The sequence below is a fragment of the Streptomyces sp. NBC_00986 genome (genome assembly GCF_045162565.1).
Taxonomy (GTDB): domain Bacteria; phylum Actinomycetota; class Actinomycetes; order Streptomycetales; family Streptomycetaceae; genus Streptomyces.
Genome location: NZ_CP108733.1, coordinates 8,018,388 through 8,034,151, shown reverse-complemented (window position 1 = coordinate 8,034,151; position 15,764 = coordinate 8,018,388). Strand labels below are relative to the sequence as shown.

Here is a 15,764-nt window from a genome sequence, read left to right as displayed (position 1 = left end):
AGGCTCAGGACCCCACGGTGGGTCCCATACTCCGCAGCTCCTGCACGGTCCCCCCGAGCCGGGACCGGAACCCCTCCAGCAACTCGGGCACCGCACTGACGACCCAGCGGGTACCGACGAGGTACTTGCCGCCGTAGATGGCGGCACTGTCCAGCCAGGTCACCTTGAACCGCTCCTCGGGGAAGGTGGTGATCCGGTACTCCCCTTGCTTGGTACGGCACAGCCCCTCGCGCAGTTCCTCCGCCTCGATCCGGATCTCGGCGGTGCAGCCGGTGAGACCGGCGATCACCTCGACCTTGGCGGGGGCCACAACTCCGGCCTCCGGGGCGGCAGTCACGGCGGTCGGGGTCGCCTTCCGCCTTCCCTCGGCGCTGTCCTCACCCCCGCCGCAGGCCACGGCCAGCGGGAGCAGGGCGAGCGCGGCGCCTTGGCGGAGGCGGGAGGTGTGTCCTCGGCGGGGTGACGACTGCGGTGTCTGGTGGTGGGTCATGACAGGGGGTACGGGGGTGGTGGGGCGGCTGTTCAAGCGGTTCGCCGCGCCGACGCGTCGGCGCGGGACTCAGTTCCGCCGACGCCGTTCCTGCCCGTACGGGCCACGCCGGTCATACGCCCGCCACTCCTCCTCCGCCGGGTCCCGGTCCCCACGCCCGGACCGCTCCCCCGCGGCCGCTATGTGCTGCCCGCTGGAGATCTTCGCCAGCAGCAGCTTCATGGGGTCCGCGTACTCGTCGCCGTAACGCTCGCGCTCCCGCTCGGGGAGCGGCCCCGGGCCGGGCGGCCGGAGGGCTGTCTGCCGGACCTTGGGCCGGGGCACGGAGACCGAGGCGGGGGCCTGGACGAAAGACGGATCGGCGACTCCACGGGCCGCCCCATCGCGTGCCGCATCTCGCGCGGCATCGGCCGCACGCGGCTTTCGCGCTTGGCGTTGCGCGGACTGCACGGATTGCACGGATTGCACGGCCTGAGCCCGCCGCGCAGCCTTTCGCTTCCGCCGACGTCCACCACCGCTCCCACCGGCGCCCGCACTCGCGCCCGCGGCTGCGCCCGTGGCTGCCGGAGCCGGTTTCCCCTCGGGTTGCGGAGGCCGTGGCGCCTTGGCGTCAGCCACCCGGACAACCGCCCCGTTGGGGTACGTCCACGTCTTCCCACTCACCAGCAATCCCCCCGGACAGCCGAGCCAATTGGGCATCGATGGAAGGGAGTTGCCCCTTGCGACCGTCATGGAACCGTCGGGATCGGGGTTGGCGGGGAGTTACGCCGATTGCCGTAGTCGCCTACGGGAGTAGATCTTCTCGCAGCCTCGGGAAGGCGACTTGGGCAACGGTGGACGACCGGCCGACATGCGGGCCGCTCCCACGCGGTCGGGCCCGCACATCCCGCTGCTGCACTTCCTTGAGCACCCCGGCCACCGTCTCGGAGTCGTTGTTTACATGGAGAACGGTGTGCCCGTGATGCACCGCCGTCGCACACAGCAGCAGATCGATCGGCCCCGCCGCGCGATGCCGGCCCTGCTGGGTCAGTTTGTACTGGGCGGTGTCGACCCAGCGCCATGCGTTCTTGGGGACCGGTGAGAGCTGGCAGAGCGCGTCCAGTTCCTCTGCGAGCTCGTCCCGATGGGACGGGCTGGTCGCCGAGTAGAGGAACTCGGTGCGTGTCGGCTCGCAGATGTGGAACACCCCGGCGGCGATGTGTCCCTCCCAAGGGCGCAATGCGCCCGGGGCGCGGAACAGGTGCCACAGAGCCGAGGTGTCCACCAGATATGTGATCACTCAAAGCCCTCGCGCCGGGCACGCCTGCCCGCGTCGTGCGCCGCCGCGGCCTGTTCGAACTCGCCCCGCGCACCGCGCGCCGCCAGCTTCTCCGCGGCCTCAAGCCTCTTGATCCGCGCCACGTAGTCCCGAAGGGCCGCGTTGACGGTCTCCTTCTTCGTCGTGGCACCCATGAGCCGCACGGCCTCGGCCAGCGCCTCGTCGATCCGGGCCGTCGGTCCTGGCCGTCACCCCACCCCGATTCGGACGGAAGTACCAAGAGTGAAGTCCCGGAACTCCCACCTGGCACAACCCCGGTCGCTGACACGCTGGTTGAGGTGATCGCTGATCGAGGTGATCGCTGGTCGGGGTGATCGGATCAGCTCGATGAGCTGTGCTGTCGGGGGGCGGGCGTGGCAGTTCGGCAGGTCGTCGGGGGTTCTGGTTCCGGTGTTCGGCGGGCGGGCGGTGAGGGGCCGCGTGCGGTGCCGCGGCATGTCGCGTGTGTGATGGACGGGAACGGGCGGTGGGCGGCTCAGCGGTCGTTGCCGCGTACGTCCGGGCACCGTGCCGCGGAGACGACCGCGATCGACGTCATCGAGGCGGCGCGGGCGGCCGGAGTCGAGTGGCTGAGCATGTACGCGTTCTCGACCGAGAACTGGGGGCGCCCGAGCGCCGAGGTCGATTTCCTCATGCGGCTGGTGCGCCGGGTGGTGCGCAAGCACGCCCCGCTGCTGCACGCGCGGGGGATCCGCTGCCGCTTCCTCGGTGTCACCGATCCCCGTATTCCCCCGGCGCTGGCCCGGGACTTCGCCGACCTGATGACGCTCACCGCCGGCAACCGCGGCCTGACACTGACCGTCGCCTTCGATCACGGCGGGCGCCGGGACATCGTCGAGGCCGCGCGCTCGCTGATCCGCGACGGCGTGCCGGCCGACGGCGTGACCGAGCAGACCTTCGCCGCCCATCTGCCCTTCCCCGACACCCCCGATGTGGACCTGGTCATCCGCACCTCGGGTGAACAGCGCATCTCCAACTTCATGCTGTGGCAGGTCGCGTACGCCGAATGGGTCTTCCCCCCGGTGCTGTGGCCCGACTTCCGCGCCCCGCACTTCCTGGAGTGCCTGCACACCTACCGGCAGCGCGAACGCCGTTTCGGCGGTGTCCCGCCCCTCCCGAACGGAGAACTTCGATCGTGACCGACGCAGGTTCCGGCATCCCCCAACAGCCGCGTACGGCTGAAGACTTGGCGCCCGTGTTCGGCCCGGGCTCGCAGTTCGACGAGTCCTTCAACGATCCGCGCTGGGCGCTGGCCGTGGTGCGGGCGACCGTGCTGGAGGCCGCGCATCCGCAGATCGGCGCCGCCCTGATCGACAGCTCCACGTTCGTGGCCCACCCCTGGCGCAGGCTGTACAACACCCTCCTGAGCCTGCAGCGCATGTTCGGCGCCGACGACGTACGGCACCGGGAGGCCGCGCGGCTCAACCGGCTGCACGCGCGGCTCAACGGGGCCGACGCCCACGGCCGGCCGTACGACGCGCTGGACCCCGAGGCGCGCGCCTGGGTGGTGGCGACGCTGTTCGAGAGCACCGTCACCATGTTCCGGCTGAGCGGACAGCCCCTGGAACAGCGGGCCATGGAGCGGCTGTACACCGAATTCCAGGCGTTCCTCGTCGTGTTGGGGGACGACGCCGGTCAACTGCCTCCCACGCTGCACGAGTTCTGGCGGTACTACGACCGCGTGGTGGAGGAGGAGCTGGAGAACACGGAGGCGATGCGCATCATCCTCTACAAGCTCTTCGACCACCTTCCCGCTCCGCCGCTGCTGAACGGTCTGCCCACCCTGTGGGCACTCGGCCGCGCGGTCGGCGGTCCGGTCATGGGAGCCATCACCGTGGCCTCGCTGCCCGAGCCGTTCCGGCGCCGGGCGGGACTGCCCGAACTGCCCGGCGCCCAGACGCTGATGCAGAGTGCGTACCTGACCGTAGGACTGGCCCGTTTCCTGCCCGACGGCTGGATCCGGGCCGAGAACATCGCCGACCTGCTGTCGCTCTCCCCCGACAGTGACGACCCCCGCGCGCGGACCGTCCGTGCCCTGCACGACAAGATGAAGCGAGCCGGCGCCTTCCTCCGGCTCGTCACGCCCTTCGCCCCGGAACCGGGACCGGAGCCCGGCGCGCCCGGAGGGATCCGGCGCGACGCGGAGGAGTTCTTCCGGGAGGTGCTGGACCAGACCGGTGACGGCTACCTGGACTGGCCGGACCTCGCCGCCATGGCCCGCGAGCTGTCCACCCGCCTCGACCTCGGCGAGCCCGAGGAGACCAGGCTCTACAACGCCTACGCCGACTGGTGGCGGGAACTCCAGAGCGCCCTCGACACCGACGGCGACGGCCGCGTCAGCGCCCAGGAGTACGCCGCGGCCACGCCGTCCCTGGCCGGACCCGCATTGATCAGGGTGGCCGAGGTCCTCTTCGACGTCACGGACAAGGACGGCAACCAGCGCATCGACGCGGACGAGTACCGGGCCCTGTTCCGGACCGCGTTCCACCGCGACATCACAGGCACAGGCACAGGCACAGGCACAGGTGGCGCGTACACCCGCAGCGCGTTCGTCAAGGACTTCCTGTCCTTCATGTCCGGCCGACAGCGCTCGACCCCGTACGACCCGCTGCTCGCCCAGGCGTGACCACCCGCCGCGCATTCCCGGCAAATGTGTCGGCCGACGTATACCGGCCGACACATGGATAGTGGCGGACAGATGCCGGTCGGACAGTTCCGGCCTCCGGGAAGGAATTCATGACGCATCGGGCCAAGAACACCGCCGCCAAAGCCACAACCGCCACGGCCACGGCCACCGCGATCCTCGAAAGCCTGCTCAGCGATGAGGGATCGGCCGACCCTTTTCCGCTGTTCGAGCGGGCCCGGGCGCTGGGCCCCGTCCTGCCGACCGACGACGGCACCCTGCTGGTGACCGGCTACCAGGAGGCGGAGCGGCTGACGCGCGACCGCGCCTTCGGGATCCTGAGCAGCGAGACGTACGAACCGACCGGCCCCGGTCCCGGACTCACCGGGCATCTGTCGAAGCGGATCGTCAGCGCCTCCCTCCTGGAGACCGACCCACCCCAGCACACCCGTCTCAGGGCCCTGGTCGCGTCGTTCTTCGCGGCCCGCAGGATCCCCGCGCTCGAACCGCTGATCGCGGCGGCGGTGGACGACCTGCTCGACGAGACGGCAGACCGCGCGCACCCCTCCGGCACCCTCGACTTCATGGAGGCCTTCGCCTCCCGGCTGCCGATGAGTGTGATCTGCGAGCTGATGGGCGTACCGAAGGAGGACCGGCACAGGTTCCGCGCCCCCGCGTCCGCCCTCACCCGTTCGCTGGAGATCGTCACGCCCCCCGAGGTCGTACGGACGGCCGACACCGCGGCGGCCGAACTCGTCGAGTACTTCTCGGAGTTGGCCGTCCGGCGCCGCGCGGATCCACGGGACGACCTGGTGAGCGCGCTGGCCGCGGCAGCCGCGGGGACGGACCCCCGGCTCAGCGAGCACGAGATGCTGTCCATGTTCGTCCTGCTTCTCGTGTCCGGTTTCGAGACGACCTCCCATCTGCTCGGCAACGCCCTCGCCCTCGCCTTCCAACACCCCCTGGCGGCGGACGGGTTGCGCGGCGGCGGGATCCCCGCCCTCGGATTCACCGATGAAGTGCTGCGCCTGGAGGCCTCCGTCCAGTACGCGGCCCGGGTGCCGCTCCGCGAAGGGCTCGACGTCGGCGGGGTACCCGCGCCGCTCGGCACGGTCGCCCTGGTGTTCCTCGGGGCCGCCAACCGCGACCCGAGACGCTACGACCGCCCGGCGGAGTTCGACCCTCTGCGCACCGGCCCCCAGCCGCTGGCCTTCGGCGGCGGCGCCCACTTCTGTCTGGGCGCCCCGCTCGCCAGGCTGGAGGCGAGCGTCGCGCTGCCCGCGCTGCTGCGGCGCTTCCCCGGGCTGCGCCTCGCCGGGGAGCCTGTCCGGCGGTACGGATTCATGCTGCGCGGTTACGAGGAACTGCCCGTCGCGTTCGGCTGATATTCGCACTGTCGTTCCCCACCTCCTTCGTTACGGGCACGCATTGCCACCCAAACCGCACACAAGCAGACAGAACACTCAGAGTGCGCTTGAGGGGATAGTTAAGCTGCAATGCACTAATAGGCCGCATATCGAAGCATTTCTTTTCTCTCCTCCACAAGGAAGCGACGAAAAGGAAGAGATGAAAAGGACCGGAGAGGCCCAGGTGGATCCGGAAACACTGTTGTTCTCGATGTTCACCCCGGAGGGCAGGGTGAATCCCTACCCCGCACTCTCGGAGTTACGGCGGACCGAACCCGTCTATTACCACTCCGGATTCAACACGTATTTCCTGACGCGATTCACGGACTGTCAGTCCGTCCTCACCGATCCCGAATTCCTGGTGCCCGATCTCGACTGGTGCGCGCGCGAGGTACCCGACTGGCGTGACCGGCCGAGCGCGGAATTCTTCTACTCCTCGCTGCTGCGCAGCAACGGCACGGACCACGCGCGGCTACGGCGGCTCGTCGGCGGCGCGTTCAGCGCGCGCCGGGTCGCCGGGCTGCGGCACACCGTGCGGGACATCACCGCGCGCCTGCTCGACGACTTCGCCGACGCCACCTCGGACGGCGGCAGCGCCGACTTCCAGGAACTGGTGGGCTATCCGCTGCCCGTCACCGTCGTAGGCCATCTCATCGGGGTGCCCGTCGAGGAACAGCGGCAGTTCCACGGGCTGGGGCAGGACGCCGGGCGGCTGCTCGAACCCGTCCGCTCCCCCGAGGACTGGGAGCGCGCCGACCGGGCCGTCGTGGCGCTCCGTGCGTACTTCACCGGCCTCATCGCCCTGCGCAGGGCCCGGCCCGCCGACGACCTCACCTCGATCCTGCTGGCGGTACGGGACACCGACGACGGCCGGCTCTCCGAGACCGAACTCGTCGACATCCTCGTGCTCGTCCTGATCGCCGGTTTCGAGACCACCGCCGGGCTCCTCGGGCTCGCGGTGCACGCGCTGCTGGCTCACCGGGACCAGTGGGACCTGCTCGTGAGCGGACCCGAACTGGCCGGGCAGGCAGTGGAGGAGAGCCTGCGCTGGGACACTCCGGTGCAGATGACCGAGCGCATCGCCGCCGGGCCCGTCGACGTGGCCGGTGTGACCGTCCCCGAGGGCGCCAATGTGACCACCGTGCTGGCCGCCGCCAACCGCGACCCCGAACGCCATGCGGACCCCGACACGTTCGACATCCGGCGCGACGACATCAAGGTGCTCGGCTTCAGCGCGGGACTCCACTACTGCCTGGGCGCGGCGCTCGCCCGCGTGGAGGCCGCCGAACTCCTCGAGCAACTCCCGAGACGCTTCCCGTCCTTGACCGCGTCCGGCCCACCCCGCCGCCGCGAGTCCATCAGCCTGCGGTCCTTCGAGGAACTGCCGCTGACGACAAAGCCCTGACGCCCGTCCCGCCACCCGGATGCGTCCTCACCCTCCAGTTCCCCCCACCCCAATCCCCTAAGGGGCGCGAGGCTGTTCCAATTTGCGGCTCCGCCGCGCGGGCGCGACCAGCCCCCACCCACCCGCACCCCGCACACCCCCCACCCCCGCCCCGGCCATCCACCCCACCGGCCCCCGCCCCCGCCGGACGAGAGGCACCCCCGTGAAGTTCCTGCACCACGAACGCGCCGCCGTAGAAGCCCTGTTGCCAGGTCTGGACGCGGCGCTGGCCCGCCGCCCGCTGGCCGAGTTGGAGAGCGCACCGAGCCCCGCCATCGCCGAGTTCCGCACGGCGGGCGGCCCCGCCCTGCTGGTGCCCACCGAGAACGCGGGTCTCGGCGCCGGACCGCTCCAGGCCGTACGGGTGCAGCGTGCCGTCGGCTCGCGCTGTCCCTCGCTCGCGGTGGCGACGACCATGCACCACTTCTCGATCGCGGGACTCGTGCAGGCCGCCGCGTACGGCAACGGCAGCGGCGCGGAAGGCCTGCTGCTCGAAGCCATCGCCAAGGAAGGGCTGTTGCTCGCGTCCGGCTTCGCCGAGGGCAACACCGGCCAGAACATCCTGGGCCCGCACATCACCGCCCGCCGCACGGACAGCGGGACCATCGTGCTGAACGGCAGCAAGATGCCGTGCAGCCTGTCCCGTTCGATGGACCTGCTGACCGCGTCCGTGATGATGAAGGACGAGGACGGGGTCGACCGGCTCGCCGTCGCCCTGATTCCCGTCGGCTCACCGGGACTTGAGGTACGGCCGTTCTGGAGCTCGCCGGTCCTCGCGGGCGCCGAGAGCGACCAGGTCGTGCTGACCGACGTCGAACTCGACCCCGCGATGGTGGTGTTCACCCAGGTCACCGCCGACGCCGTCCCCGACGAGCTGAACATCGCCGGCTTCCTGTGGTTCGAACTCCTGCTGACCGCCGGGTACATCGGGGTCGCCAGCGCCCTCGTCGAGCGGGTCCTCGACAAGGCGGGCGGCCCGCAGGACCCGACGCCCTTCCTGGTCGACATCGAGGCCGCGATGCTCGGCGTCGAGTCGGTGGCCCGGGCCATGGACACGGAGGCGTGGAGCGAGGCGCTGCTCGTCGACGCCCTGTCGGCCCGCTACGCGGCGCAGGACGCCATCGCCCGCACCACCACGGCCTGCCAGGCGGCGCTCGGCGGGATGGCGTTCATCACGGCGCCGGACAGCACGTACCTCGCCTCCGCCGCCACCGGGCTCACGTTCCACCCGCCGTCCCGGTCCCGTATGGGCGCCCCGCTGCGGGAGTTCCTGAACGGCGCCCCCCTGCGGATCGGCTGAGCGCGGTGCTGACGACGAACAGGAGCGGGCTGCCCATGGAGCCCGCCGCCGACACCGCCTGCCGGGTCGAGGTGCTGCGCTCGATCGACTTCCTGCCGGAGTCGGTCTGGCGCGAACTCGCCCCGCCCCACGACCCGTTGTGGTCCCGTACCGTCTTCGAGGCCATGGAGGCCGGCGCCATCGGCCCCGACGGCTACGCCTACCTGGTGGTCCGCAGGGGCCCGCGCACCGAGGCCGTACTGCCCCTGGCGCTCTTCCGGAACCTGCGTCTCGACGACATCGTCGGCCCGCGCGAGCGCCAACTCCTCTCCCCTGTAAGGAAGGTGACGCCCGGCCTGCTGCGGGTGCCGATGCTCTTCTGCGGCAACTTCCTCGGCCAGGGCCATGTCCTCAGCGCCGGGCCGCTCAGCGACGAGGTCAGCCGATCGCTGGTCGACGGTGTGCTCCGGTTCGCGCGGGCCGAACGCCTCGGCACCGTGGTCTTCAAGGACTTCACCCCGGCCGGTCTCAACCCGCTGCGCACCGCCCTCGGTTCGGCGGGCTTCTTCCCCGCGCAGAGCATGCCCGACACCGAACTCCCGCTGTCCGCAGCCTCGTTCGACGCACACATCGAGCAACTCCCCGCCAAACCACGGCGCAACGCGCGCAGCAACCTCCGTAGGTTCGCCGCCCACCCGGGACTGCGGATGGAGACCGTCGAGGACTTCCGCCCGCTCGTACCGCAGATGCTCGGCCTCTACCGGCAGGTCATGGACCGGGCGGACCAGCGGCTCGACGTCCTCGACACCGGCTTCCTCACCGCCCTCGCGGCCTCCCCCGGACCGGACCGACAGCTCGTGGCCTGCTTCGACGGCGAACACGGCGACCGTCTCGTCGCCTTCCTGCTCTGCCTGTTCAGCGGCTCCGGCGCCACCGGCGCACGCATCGGCCTCGACTACACACTGGCGCACGAGGCACGGCTCTACCACAACGTGCACTACGCGGCGATCCGCCTGGCCCTCGACGCGGGCTGCCGCCACATCCGCTTCGCGCAGACCGCGTACACCCCGAAGATCGAGTTCGGCTGCCGGCTGGTCCAGCAGTCGTACGCGATCACTCATCTGCGTCCGCTGCCGCGCGCGGTGCTGCGCCGGCTGCTGCCCGCCGCCCTCGCGGCGGCACGGACCCAGGCGCTCGGCCCGCATGTGCCCGCGCGGGCCACGCGTCCCCCGAGCCGCCCCGACCAGGAAGGTGCCCCCTCCGCATGCCCCGAGTAGAGGTCGAACTCCCCATCGCCGTACCGCCGGAGACCGCGTGGGCCGCCGTCGTGGACGTGGAGGCCTTCCCCGCGTGCATGGACAGCGTGGACTCCGTCACGATCACCCGGCAGAGCGACGACCGGCACCGGACGAGCGCCTGGGCGGTACGGCTGAAGGGATCCGTGCTCCAGTGGACCGAGGACGAGGTCCTCGACCCGGTCGCCCGGCGCTTCGACTTCCGCCAAGTCACCGGCGACCTGGGCGAGTTCGTGGGCCACTGGGCCGTACGGCCCGCGCCCGGCGGGCACAGCACGGTCTCCCTGGACGTCACCTTCGACATCGGCATCCCGCTCCTGGCCGACCTGCTCAACCCGGTCGCGGCGGACGCCCTGCGGGAGAACGCCGCCCAGATGCTGTCGGCGCTGGAACGCCGACTGCTGGGCGCCGACGCCCAGTTGAGCTCCCCGGTGAGCGTCCTGCCTCCCATCCGTGAAGCCGAAGAGGAACCCGACCTCGTATGACCACAGCAATCGGTGCCCCCTCCGACACCTTCGACCTGATCCGGCGTCACCTCTCCCCCCGGCTCGCCCTGACCGGTTCGTTCGCGGGCCGGGGCGCGACCGAGGTGTCCGGCGACGGCTGCCGGGTGACGCTGTCCGACGGGCGTACGGCGCTCGACTTCGGTTCGTACGCCGTCACCCTGCTCGGCCACCGGCACCCGGACGTGCTCGCGGCCGTACGCGAACAGCTCGACACGATGCCCACCTCGACCCGCAGCCTCGCCAACCCCACGGCAGCCGGCGCAGCGTCGCACCTCGCGGAGTACTTCCAACAGGCCCTGCCCAAGGTGTACTTCGGGCTCAACGGCGCCGACGCCGTCGAGGTCGCCGTCAAACTCGCGCGCCTCGCCACCGGACGCGGCAGGGTCGTGGCGGTGCAGGGCGGCTTCCACGGCAAGTCGCTCGGCGCGCTCGCGCTCACCCACAGTCCGCTGTACCGGCGGGGGCTGCTGGGCACAGCCGTCGACGTCGTCCACGTCCCGGCCGACGACCCCGGCGCCGTCCTGCGCGAGGTCAGGGGCGGGGAGGTCGCCGCGGTCGTCTTCGAACCCGTCCAGGGCGAGAACGGCGCGGCCGTGCTGTCCGTCGAGGTCCTGCGCCAGTGGTGTGCCGACGCGGCGCGCTACGGCACGTTCACCATCGCCGACGAGATCCAGTGCGGGCTGCGCCGCTGCGGGGAGCGTTCCGTCGCACTCGCGGCCGGGCTGCCCGTCGACGCCGTGCTGGTGGGCAAGCCGCTGGGCGGAGGAGTCGTACCGCTGTCGGCGCTGGTCTGTTCCGAGGAGTTGTACGCCCCGCTGAGCGCCGACCCGTTCCTCCACTCGGCGACCTTCGGCGGCCACCCGCTCAGCTGCGCGGCGCTGCCCGCCGCGCTCACCGCGATCGAGGGGGCGGCCGAACACGGCGGGCGACTCGCCGCCGCGCTGGACAGCGCCATGGCCGAACTCGCGGGGAGGCACGGCGAGTTGATCGCCGGGATCCGCGGCAGGAGCCTGCTGCGCGGTATCGACTTCACCAGTTCCGGGGTGGCCGGCTCGGTGGTGATCGAGCTGGCCGGCGCGGGACTGCTGGTGTCGCCGTGCCTGGGCCGCCCGGGCACCGTACGGCTGCTGCCGCCGCTGGTCAGCACCGAGGCGGACATCGCGGAGGCGGCCGACATCCTCGACACGGCGATCGGCGTGGCGGCACGGCACGGCACGCCGAGTGACCGGCCGTAGGGCTCCGCACGTCGCCAACTCCCCCACAGCGCAGAGGAAAGAGACACATATGGACCGCATGGATCTGAAGGACATGGATCTGGAAGACCAGGACGCACCGGTGCTCGGCCGGGCGGAGCTGTCCCTCACCGTCAGGACGGCGGTGTCGGACGTCCTCGGCACCGAGGTGGACGACATCGACGAGACGACCGATCTCGGCAACGACTTCGGCATCGACAGCCTGGAGTTGATGGATGTCGGCGCCCGGCTGGAGAACGTCCTGCGGGTCAAGATCCAGATCTCCGACCTCGTGGAGGCCAGGACCGTCGGCGACGCCGTCGACCTTCTGGAGCGACGCCTGACGGAGTCCGTATGAGCGGCACTTCCTCCTCCGCGCGGACCCGGGTCGTCGTCACGGGCCTCGGGGTCAGGTCGCCCGCGGGCAACGACGTCGAGGCGGCGTATGCGCGGCTGCTCGCCGCCGAGTCGACAGCCTCCGTAGCCAAGCATCTGGTGGAGGCGGAGCCCGAGGTCGCTGTCGAAATGGCCTGCCTGGTGCCGGAGTTCGACATCGAGCCGTACATCACCCGGCGGGAGCGGCGTCAACTCGACCGTGCTGCCGAGCTGTTGCTCTGCGCCGCCGTGGACGCGGTGTCCGACGCGGGCGAGTTGGCCCTCGCCGACCTGTCGTCCTCGCGGGTGGGGGTCCAGGTCGGTACGGGGATGGGTGGGCTGGGGACGATGGAGGGCACCACGTTCGACCACGGCGCGAACCCGATGGCGATGCCGGTGCACACCGTCCCCCGGACCATGGCGAACTCGGCGGCCTGCCGGGTGGCGATGCGTTACGGCTTCCGCGGCAACTGCGCCACCTACGCCACCGCCTGCGCGAGCGGCACCACCGCCATCGGCGAGGCCGCCCGCCGTATCCGGTACGGCGAGTTGGACGCCGTCGTGGCGGGCGGCGTCGACGCGCCCGTCACGACCACCATCGTGGGCGCCTTCGCCAAGATGCGGGCCCTGTCCCGGCGTTGCGACGAACCGGACCGGGCCAGCCGCCCCTTCGACACCGACCGCGACGGCTTCGTCATGGGCGAGGGCGCCGCCGTACTCGTCCTGGAGCGACGCGATCTGGCCCTGGCCAGGGGAGCCAGGATCTACGGCGAGATCACCGGCTACGCCGCGAACTGCGACGCCTTCCACATCGCCGCGCCGGACCCCGAGGCGGCCACGGCGGCCGAGTGCATGCGGCTGGCCGTCGCGGACGCGGGGCTCGCGCCGGCCGACATCGGGCACATCAGCGCGCACGGCACGTCGACGGTGCTCAACGACAGGTCGGAGGCGACCGCGGTCCACCGGTGCTTCGCGGGACAGTCACCGCCGCTGACCGCCGTCAAGGGCGTGAGCGGTCATCTCATCGGCGGATCAGGCGCGTTGGAGGCGTTGCTGGGCCTGCTCTGCGCCGAGCGGGGTGTGGTCCCGGCGATCGCGAACACGCTCGGCAGCCCGGAGGCCGACCTGGTGGACGTGGTGATCGGCAGGCGCCGCACGATCGCACCCGGGCCCGTGCTCTCCAACTCCTTCGGTTTCGGTGGGCAGAACGCGTGCCTGGTCCTGACGCCACCGACGTGACCGGCGACCGCTGAAAGCTCCCTGCTCCCCACTCGACTCACGGAACGGCCAACACCATGCGAACCCTTGTCACCGGCGCCACCGGTGTGGTGGGCACCGAAGTCGTCGACCGGCTGCGGGCGGACCCCTCCCGTCCCGGGTCACTCACCCAGGTGGCCAGACGGGCGCCGGACGCGACGGTGACGGCCTGGAACATCGGGAGCGAGCCGCCACCGGCGGAACTGTCGGGACACTGGGACGCGATCGTCCACACCGCCGCCTCCACCCGCTGGACGATGAACAGGGCGGAGGCCGTGGCGGCCAACGTGGACCCGCTGCGGGCGGTGCTCGCGCTGGCCGACGCGGACACCCATGTCGTCCATGTCTCGACGGCGTACGTGGCGGGGGCGCGGGCCCCGGAGGACCTGCGGGGCCCGGAGTTCGAGGGATACCGCAACGGCTACGAGTGGTCGAAGGCGGCCTGCGAGTCGCTGGTGCGGGAGGAGCACGCGGGGCCGCTGACGATCGTGCGGCCACCGCTGATCGTGGGCCGGCGCGACGACGGGCGGATCGCCCGCTTCTCCGGGCCGTACACGATCATCCACGCGCTGGTCTCCGGCCTCGCCGCGGTCGTCGTCGGCGACCCGGACGGCTACGCGGAGATCAGTCCCGTCGACGATGTGGCGGAGGCGGTCGCTGCGGCGGTGCTGGCCGCGCCTCCGGCCGCTCCGCGCGTCGAGGTGGTCGCGGGCGGCGGCGGGAGTCTGCGCCTCGCCGAGATGATCGGCATCGCGTGCCGGACCCTCAACGAGTTCCGCGCGCGGCACGGCGTCGCCGGCATCGAGCAGCCGCCGTTCGTCCCGCCCGACACCTGGAACCGGTTCTTCCTTCCCCTCGCGAACCAGTACCTGTCCCCGTTCCAGCATCACGCGGTCCAGCTGCTGGCCATGTTCCAGAGCTACACCAGCATGTCCTCCCCCTTCGAACCCACGCGAACGGTCCACGATCCGGGGGCGGTCATGGAGACGGCGGTACGCCACTGGGCCGCGCGCAAACCGCGGCTGGCGCTGGCTCAGCCGAATCCGTGGACTCTGCTCGCGACGTGAGAGGGCCTCTCCGCACGGCGTCCGGGACATCGGCATGTCGACACGGTCAACACCCCTTACGGAGCGCACATGTTGACTCCGTGTTAACCCGATGGAGTGACCTCTGGGACCACGGTTGACGGTGATAGCATTCCGCCGTCTGCGACCTTGATCCACTTTTGTTCAGGCCCTGAGCCCGAACGTACTCATCTCCTCGCGTAGATCAGTCATGCAGTCCCCTGGACGGGTTGCGGATCCCTGCAAGGCGTACTCGACGACGCCTGCATGCCACGCGCCGGGAAAGGTTTCCATGACTCAAGACGTGCTTCTTTGGTGCCTGGTTGCGATAGCGGTGATAGCCATAGCCGCGGTCGTCGCACTCATGCTCCGCAGCAGAGCCCTGGGGAGGAGGAAGAAGGAATCCGAGGCCGCGCTCGAAGCGCGGCTGCGGTATGCCCAGGGTGAACTCGACCGCGCTCAGGCCGCCTTGGTGAAGATGCGGGACGAGCAGGACGATGTCATCCGCGAGGCGGGACAGGCCGCCGAGGAGAACACCAAGGCGGTCCTCAAGGGCGCCGCCCGTTTCCTGCAGAGCCTCGCGGCCGAGCAGACCACGCTGCTGGACGGGGTCCAGCGCGAGTACGGCGGCCACGCGGTCCTCTCCGACCTGATGGACATCACCCACGCCAACGCCCAGATGGCCCGCAAGGCACAGGGCATCGCCGTCATGTGCGGCGCGCCGCTGGGCCGCCGCAACCAGCCCGCCAGCGTCTACGACGTCGTCCGCAGCGCCCAGAGCCAGATCCGCAACTTCCAGCGGGTCGAGATCATGCAGCCCAGCGGCATCGCGCTGAAGGCCTCCGCGGTCGCGCCGGTCGCCCTGGCCGTCGCCGAACTCCTCGACAACGCCGCCAGCTTCTCCCAGGCGGACGCACCGATCGAGGTCACGTTCCGCCAGGCCCAGAAGAACCTCTGCATCGTCATCGACGACGCCGGCGTCGGCATGGGCGACGAGGACCGGCAGCGGGCGAGCGCGCAGCTGTCCGGGGAGGGCCTCCCCCGGCTGTCCCAGCTGGGCACCCAGCCGAAGTTCGGCTTCCCCGTCATCGGACTGATCGCCCGTCAGCACGGCTTCACGGTGGATGTCACCGGTGTCTCCCGATACGGCGGCGTGCGCGCCGTCGTCCTCCTGCCCGAGGAGCTGTGGACCATGGAGGAGACCCTGCCGCCCGCCACCGAGGCGCCCGTGAGCAGCATCCGGCCGATGGACACCGGACGGTCGGCGCGTACGGCGGGCGGCCTGCCGAAGCGTGGCTCCCGTACCTCGCCCACCGGTGTCACCACGGGTGGCGAGCAGGCGCCCCGCCGCAGTGCCCGCCGCGGCTCCGGCAGCCTGGCGGCCCTGCAGCGCGGTACGCAGTCCGCGCGTGACACGGCCTCCTTCGACACCCAGACGCCCGGAGGGTCCGAAAACGCATGAGTACAGGAGACCT

15 protein-coding genes and 1 pseudogene are annotated in these 15,764 nt (G+C 71.1%); 12 read left to right on the top strand and 4 right to left on the bottom strand.

Features of this window, described 5'->3' with window-relative positions:
• Positions 1-4 precede the first annotated feature (4 nt).
• The 4 genes and pseudogenes from OG504_RS35965 to OG504_RS35950 form a co-directional block, all read right to left on the bottom strand.
• On the bottom strand, positions 5-490 hold the full coding sequence (locus OG504_RS35965) for a hypothetical protein (protein ID WP_405993524.1): 486 nt from the start codon (positions 488-490) through the stop codon (positions 5-7).
• A gap of 69 nt (positions 491-559) precedes the next feature.
• Positions 560-814, bottom strand: coding sequence for a hypothetical protein (locus OG504_RS35960; RefSeq protein WP_405993523.1), 255 nt, complete (start codon positions 812-814; stop codon positions 560-562).
• 550 nt (positions 815-1,364) lie between these two features.
• Positions 1,365-1,769, bottom strand: a pseudogene (locus OG504_RS35955) (PIN domain nuclease); the annotation flags it as partial.
• A complete protein-coding gene (locus OG504_RS35950) occupies positions 1,766-1,963 on the bottom strand; it encodes a type II toxin-antitoxin system VapB family antitoxin (protein WP_405996525.1) in 198 nt (65 codons plus the stop codon). The gene OG504_RS35950 and the pseudogene OG504_RS35955, both read right to left, overlap by 4 nt.
• A 270-nt stretch (positions 1,964-2,233) precedes the next feature.
• On the opposite strand from OG504_RS35950, the gene uppS reads away from it, so the two are divergent.
• From uppS to OG504_RS35890, 12 genes are all read left to right on the top strand, one after another.
• A complete protein-coding gene (gene uppS / locus OG504_RS35945) occupies positions 2,234-2,947 on the top strand; it encodes a polyprenyl diphosphate synthase (protein WP_405993522.1) in 714 nt (237 codons plus the stop codon).
• Positions 2,944-4,434 carry an oxygenase MpaB family protein gene (locus OG504_RS35940; protein WP_405993521.1) on the top strand — a complete coding sequence of 497 codons (1,491 nt, stop codon included), beginning with the start codon at positions 2,944-2,946 and terminating at the stop codon, positions 4,432-4,434. The genes uppS and OG504_RS35940 overlap by 4 nt, the downstream gene beginning before the upstream one ends.
• A 110-nt stretch (positions 4,435-4,544) precedes the next feature.
• Positions 4,545-5,816: a cytochrome P450 gene (locus tag OG504_RS35935; RefSeq protein ID WP_405993520.1), complete on the top strand. Its 1,272-nt coding sequence runs from the start codon at positions 4,545-4,547 to the stop codon at positions 5,814-5,816.
• 181 nt (positions 5,817-5,997) lie between these two features.
• Positions 5,998-7,242 (top strand): cytochrome P450, encoded by a 1,245-nt coding sequence (locus tag OG504_RS35930; protein ID WP_405993519.1) that lies wholly within the window; start codon positions 5,998-6,000, stop codon positions 7,240-7,242.
• Positions 7,243-7,444: 202 nt separating this feature from the next.
• Positions 7,445-8,581, top strand: coding sequence for an acyl-CoA dehydrogenase (locus OG504_RS35925; protein WP_405993518.1), 1,137 nt, complete (start codon positions 7,445-7,447; stop codon positions 8,579-8,581).
• Positions 8,582-8,616: 35 nt separating this feature from the next.
• A complete protein-coding gene (locus OG504_RS35920; RefSeq protein ID WP_405993517.1) occupies positions 8,617-9,837 on the top strand; it encodes a GNAT family N-acetyltransferase in 1,221 nt (406 codons plus the stop codon).
• Positions 9,825-10,340 carry a type II toxin-antitoxin system RatA family toxin gene (locus tag OG504_RS35915; protein ID WP_405993516.1) on the top strand — a complete coding sequence of 172 codons (516 nt, stop codon included), beginning with the start codon at positions 9,825-9,827 and terminating at the stop codon, positions 10,338-10,340. Before OG504_RS35920 ends, OG504_RS35915 begins: the two co-directional genes overlap by 13 nt.
• Positions 10,337-11,596 carry an aspartate aminotransferase family protein gene (locus tag OG504_RS35910; protein ID WP_405993515.1) on the top strand — a complete coding sequence of 420 codons (1,260 nt, stop codon included), beginning with the start codon at positions 10,337-10,339 and terminating at the stop codon, positions 11,594-11,596. Before OG504_RS35915 ends, OG504_RS35910 begins: the two co-directional genes overlap by 4 nt.
• A gap of 49 nt (positions 11,597-11,645) precedes the next feature.
• The gene (locus OG504_RS35905; protein ID WP_405993514.1) at positions 11,646-11,951 is read left to right on the top strand and encodes an acyl carrier protein; all 306 of its coding nucleotides are present in this window, start codon (positions 11,646-11,648) and stop codon (positions 11,949-11,951) included.
• Complete coding sequence (locus OG504_RS35900; RefSeq protein WP_405993513.1) at positions 11,948-13,207, top strand: beta-ketoacyl-[acyl-carrier-protein] synthase family protein; 1,260 nt, start codon at positions 11,948-11,950, stop codon at positions 13,205-13,207. Before OG504_RS35905 ends, OG504_RS35900 begins: the two co-directional genes overlap by 4 nt.
• A 56-nt stretch (positions 13,208-13,263) precedes the next feature.
• Positions 13,264-14,292, top strand: a complete 1,029-nt coding sequence (locus OG504_RS35895; RefSeq protein ID WP_405993512.1) for an SDR family oxidoreductase — start codon at positions 13,264-13,266, stop codon at positions 14,290-14,292.
• Positions 14,293-14,653: 361 nt separating this feature from the next.
• On the top strand, positions 14,654-15,751 hold the full coding sequence (locus OG504_RS35890) for an ATP-binding protein (protein WP_405993511.1): 1,098 nt from the start codon (positions 14,654-14,656) through the stop codon (positions 15,749-15,751).
• The last annotated feature ends 13 nt before the right edge of the window (positions 15,752-15,764 follow it).

Bases quoted from the DNA above. Each gene is read 5' to 3' on its own strand.
- OG504_RS35965 (WP_405993524.1), bottom strand. From the start codon at position 490: ATGACCCACCACCAGACACCGCAGTCGTCACCCCGCCGAGGACACACC.
- OG504_RS35935 (WP_405993520.1), top strand. From the start codon at position 4,545: ATGACGCATCGGGCCAAGAACACCGCCGCCAAAGCCACAACCGCCACG.
- OG504_RS35930 (WP_405993519.1), top strand. From the start codon at position 5,998: ATGAAAAGGACCGGAGAGGCCCAGGTGGATCCGGAAACACTGTTGTTC.
- OG504_RS35920 (WP_405993517.1), top strand. From the start codon at position 8,617: ATGGAGCCCGCCGCCGACACCGCCTGCCGGGTCGAGGTGCTGCGCTCG.
- OG504_RS35915 (WP_405993516.1), top strand. From the start codon at position 9,825: ATGCCCCGAGTAGAGGTCGAACTCCCCATCGCCGTACCGCCGGAGACC.
- OG504_RS35910 (WP_405993515.1), top strand. From the start codon at position 10,337: ATGACCACAGCAATCGGTGCCCCCTCCGACACCTTCGACCTGATCCGG.
- OG504_RS35905 (WP_405993514.1), top strand. From the start codon at position 11,646: ATGGACCGCATGGATCTGAAGGACATGGATCTGGAAGACCAGGACGCA.
- OG504_RS35900 (WP_405993513.1), top strand. From the start codon at position 11,948: ATGAGCGGCACTTCCTCCTCCGCGCGGACCCGGGTCGTCGTCACGGGC.
- OG504_RS35895 (WP_405993512.1), top strand. From the start codon at position 13,264: ATGCGAACCCTTGTCACCGGCGCCACCGGTGTGGTGGGCACCGAAGTC.
- OG504_RS35890 (WP_405993511.1), top strand. From the start codon at position 14,654: ATGCTCCGCAGCAGAGCCCTGGGGAGGAGGAAGAAGGAATCCGAGGCC.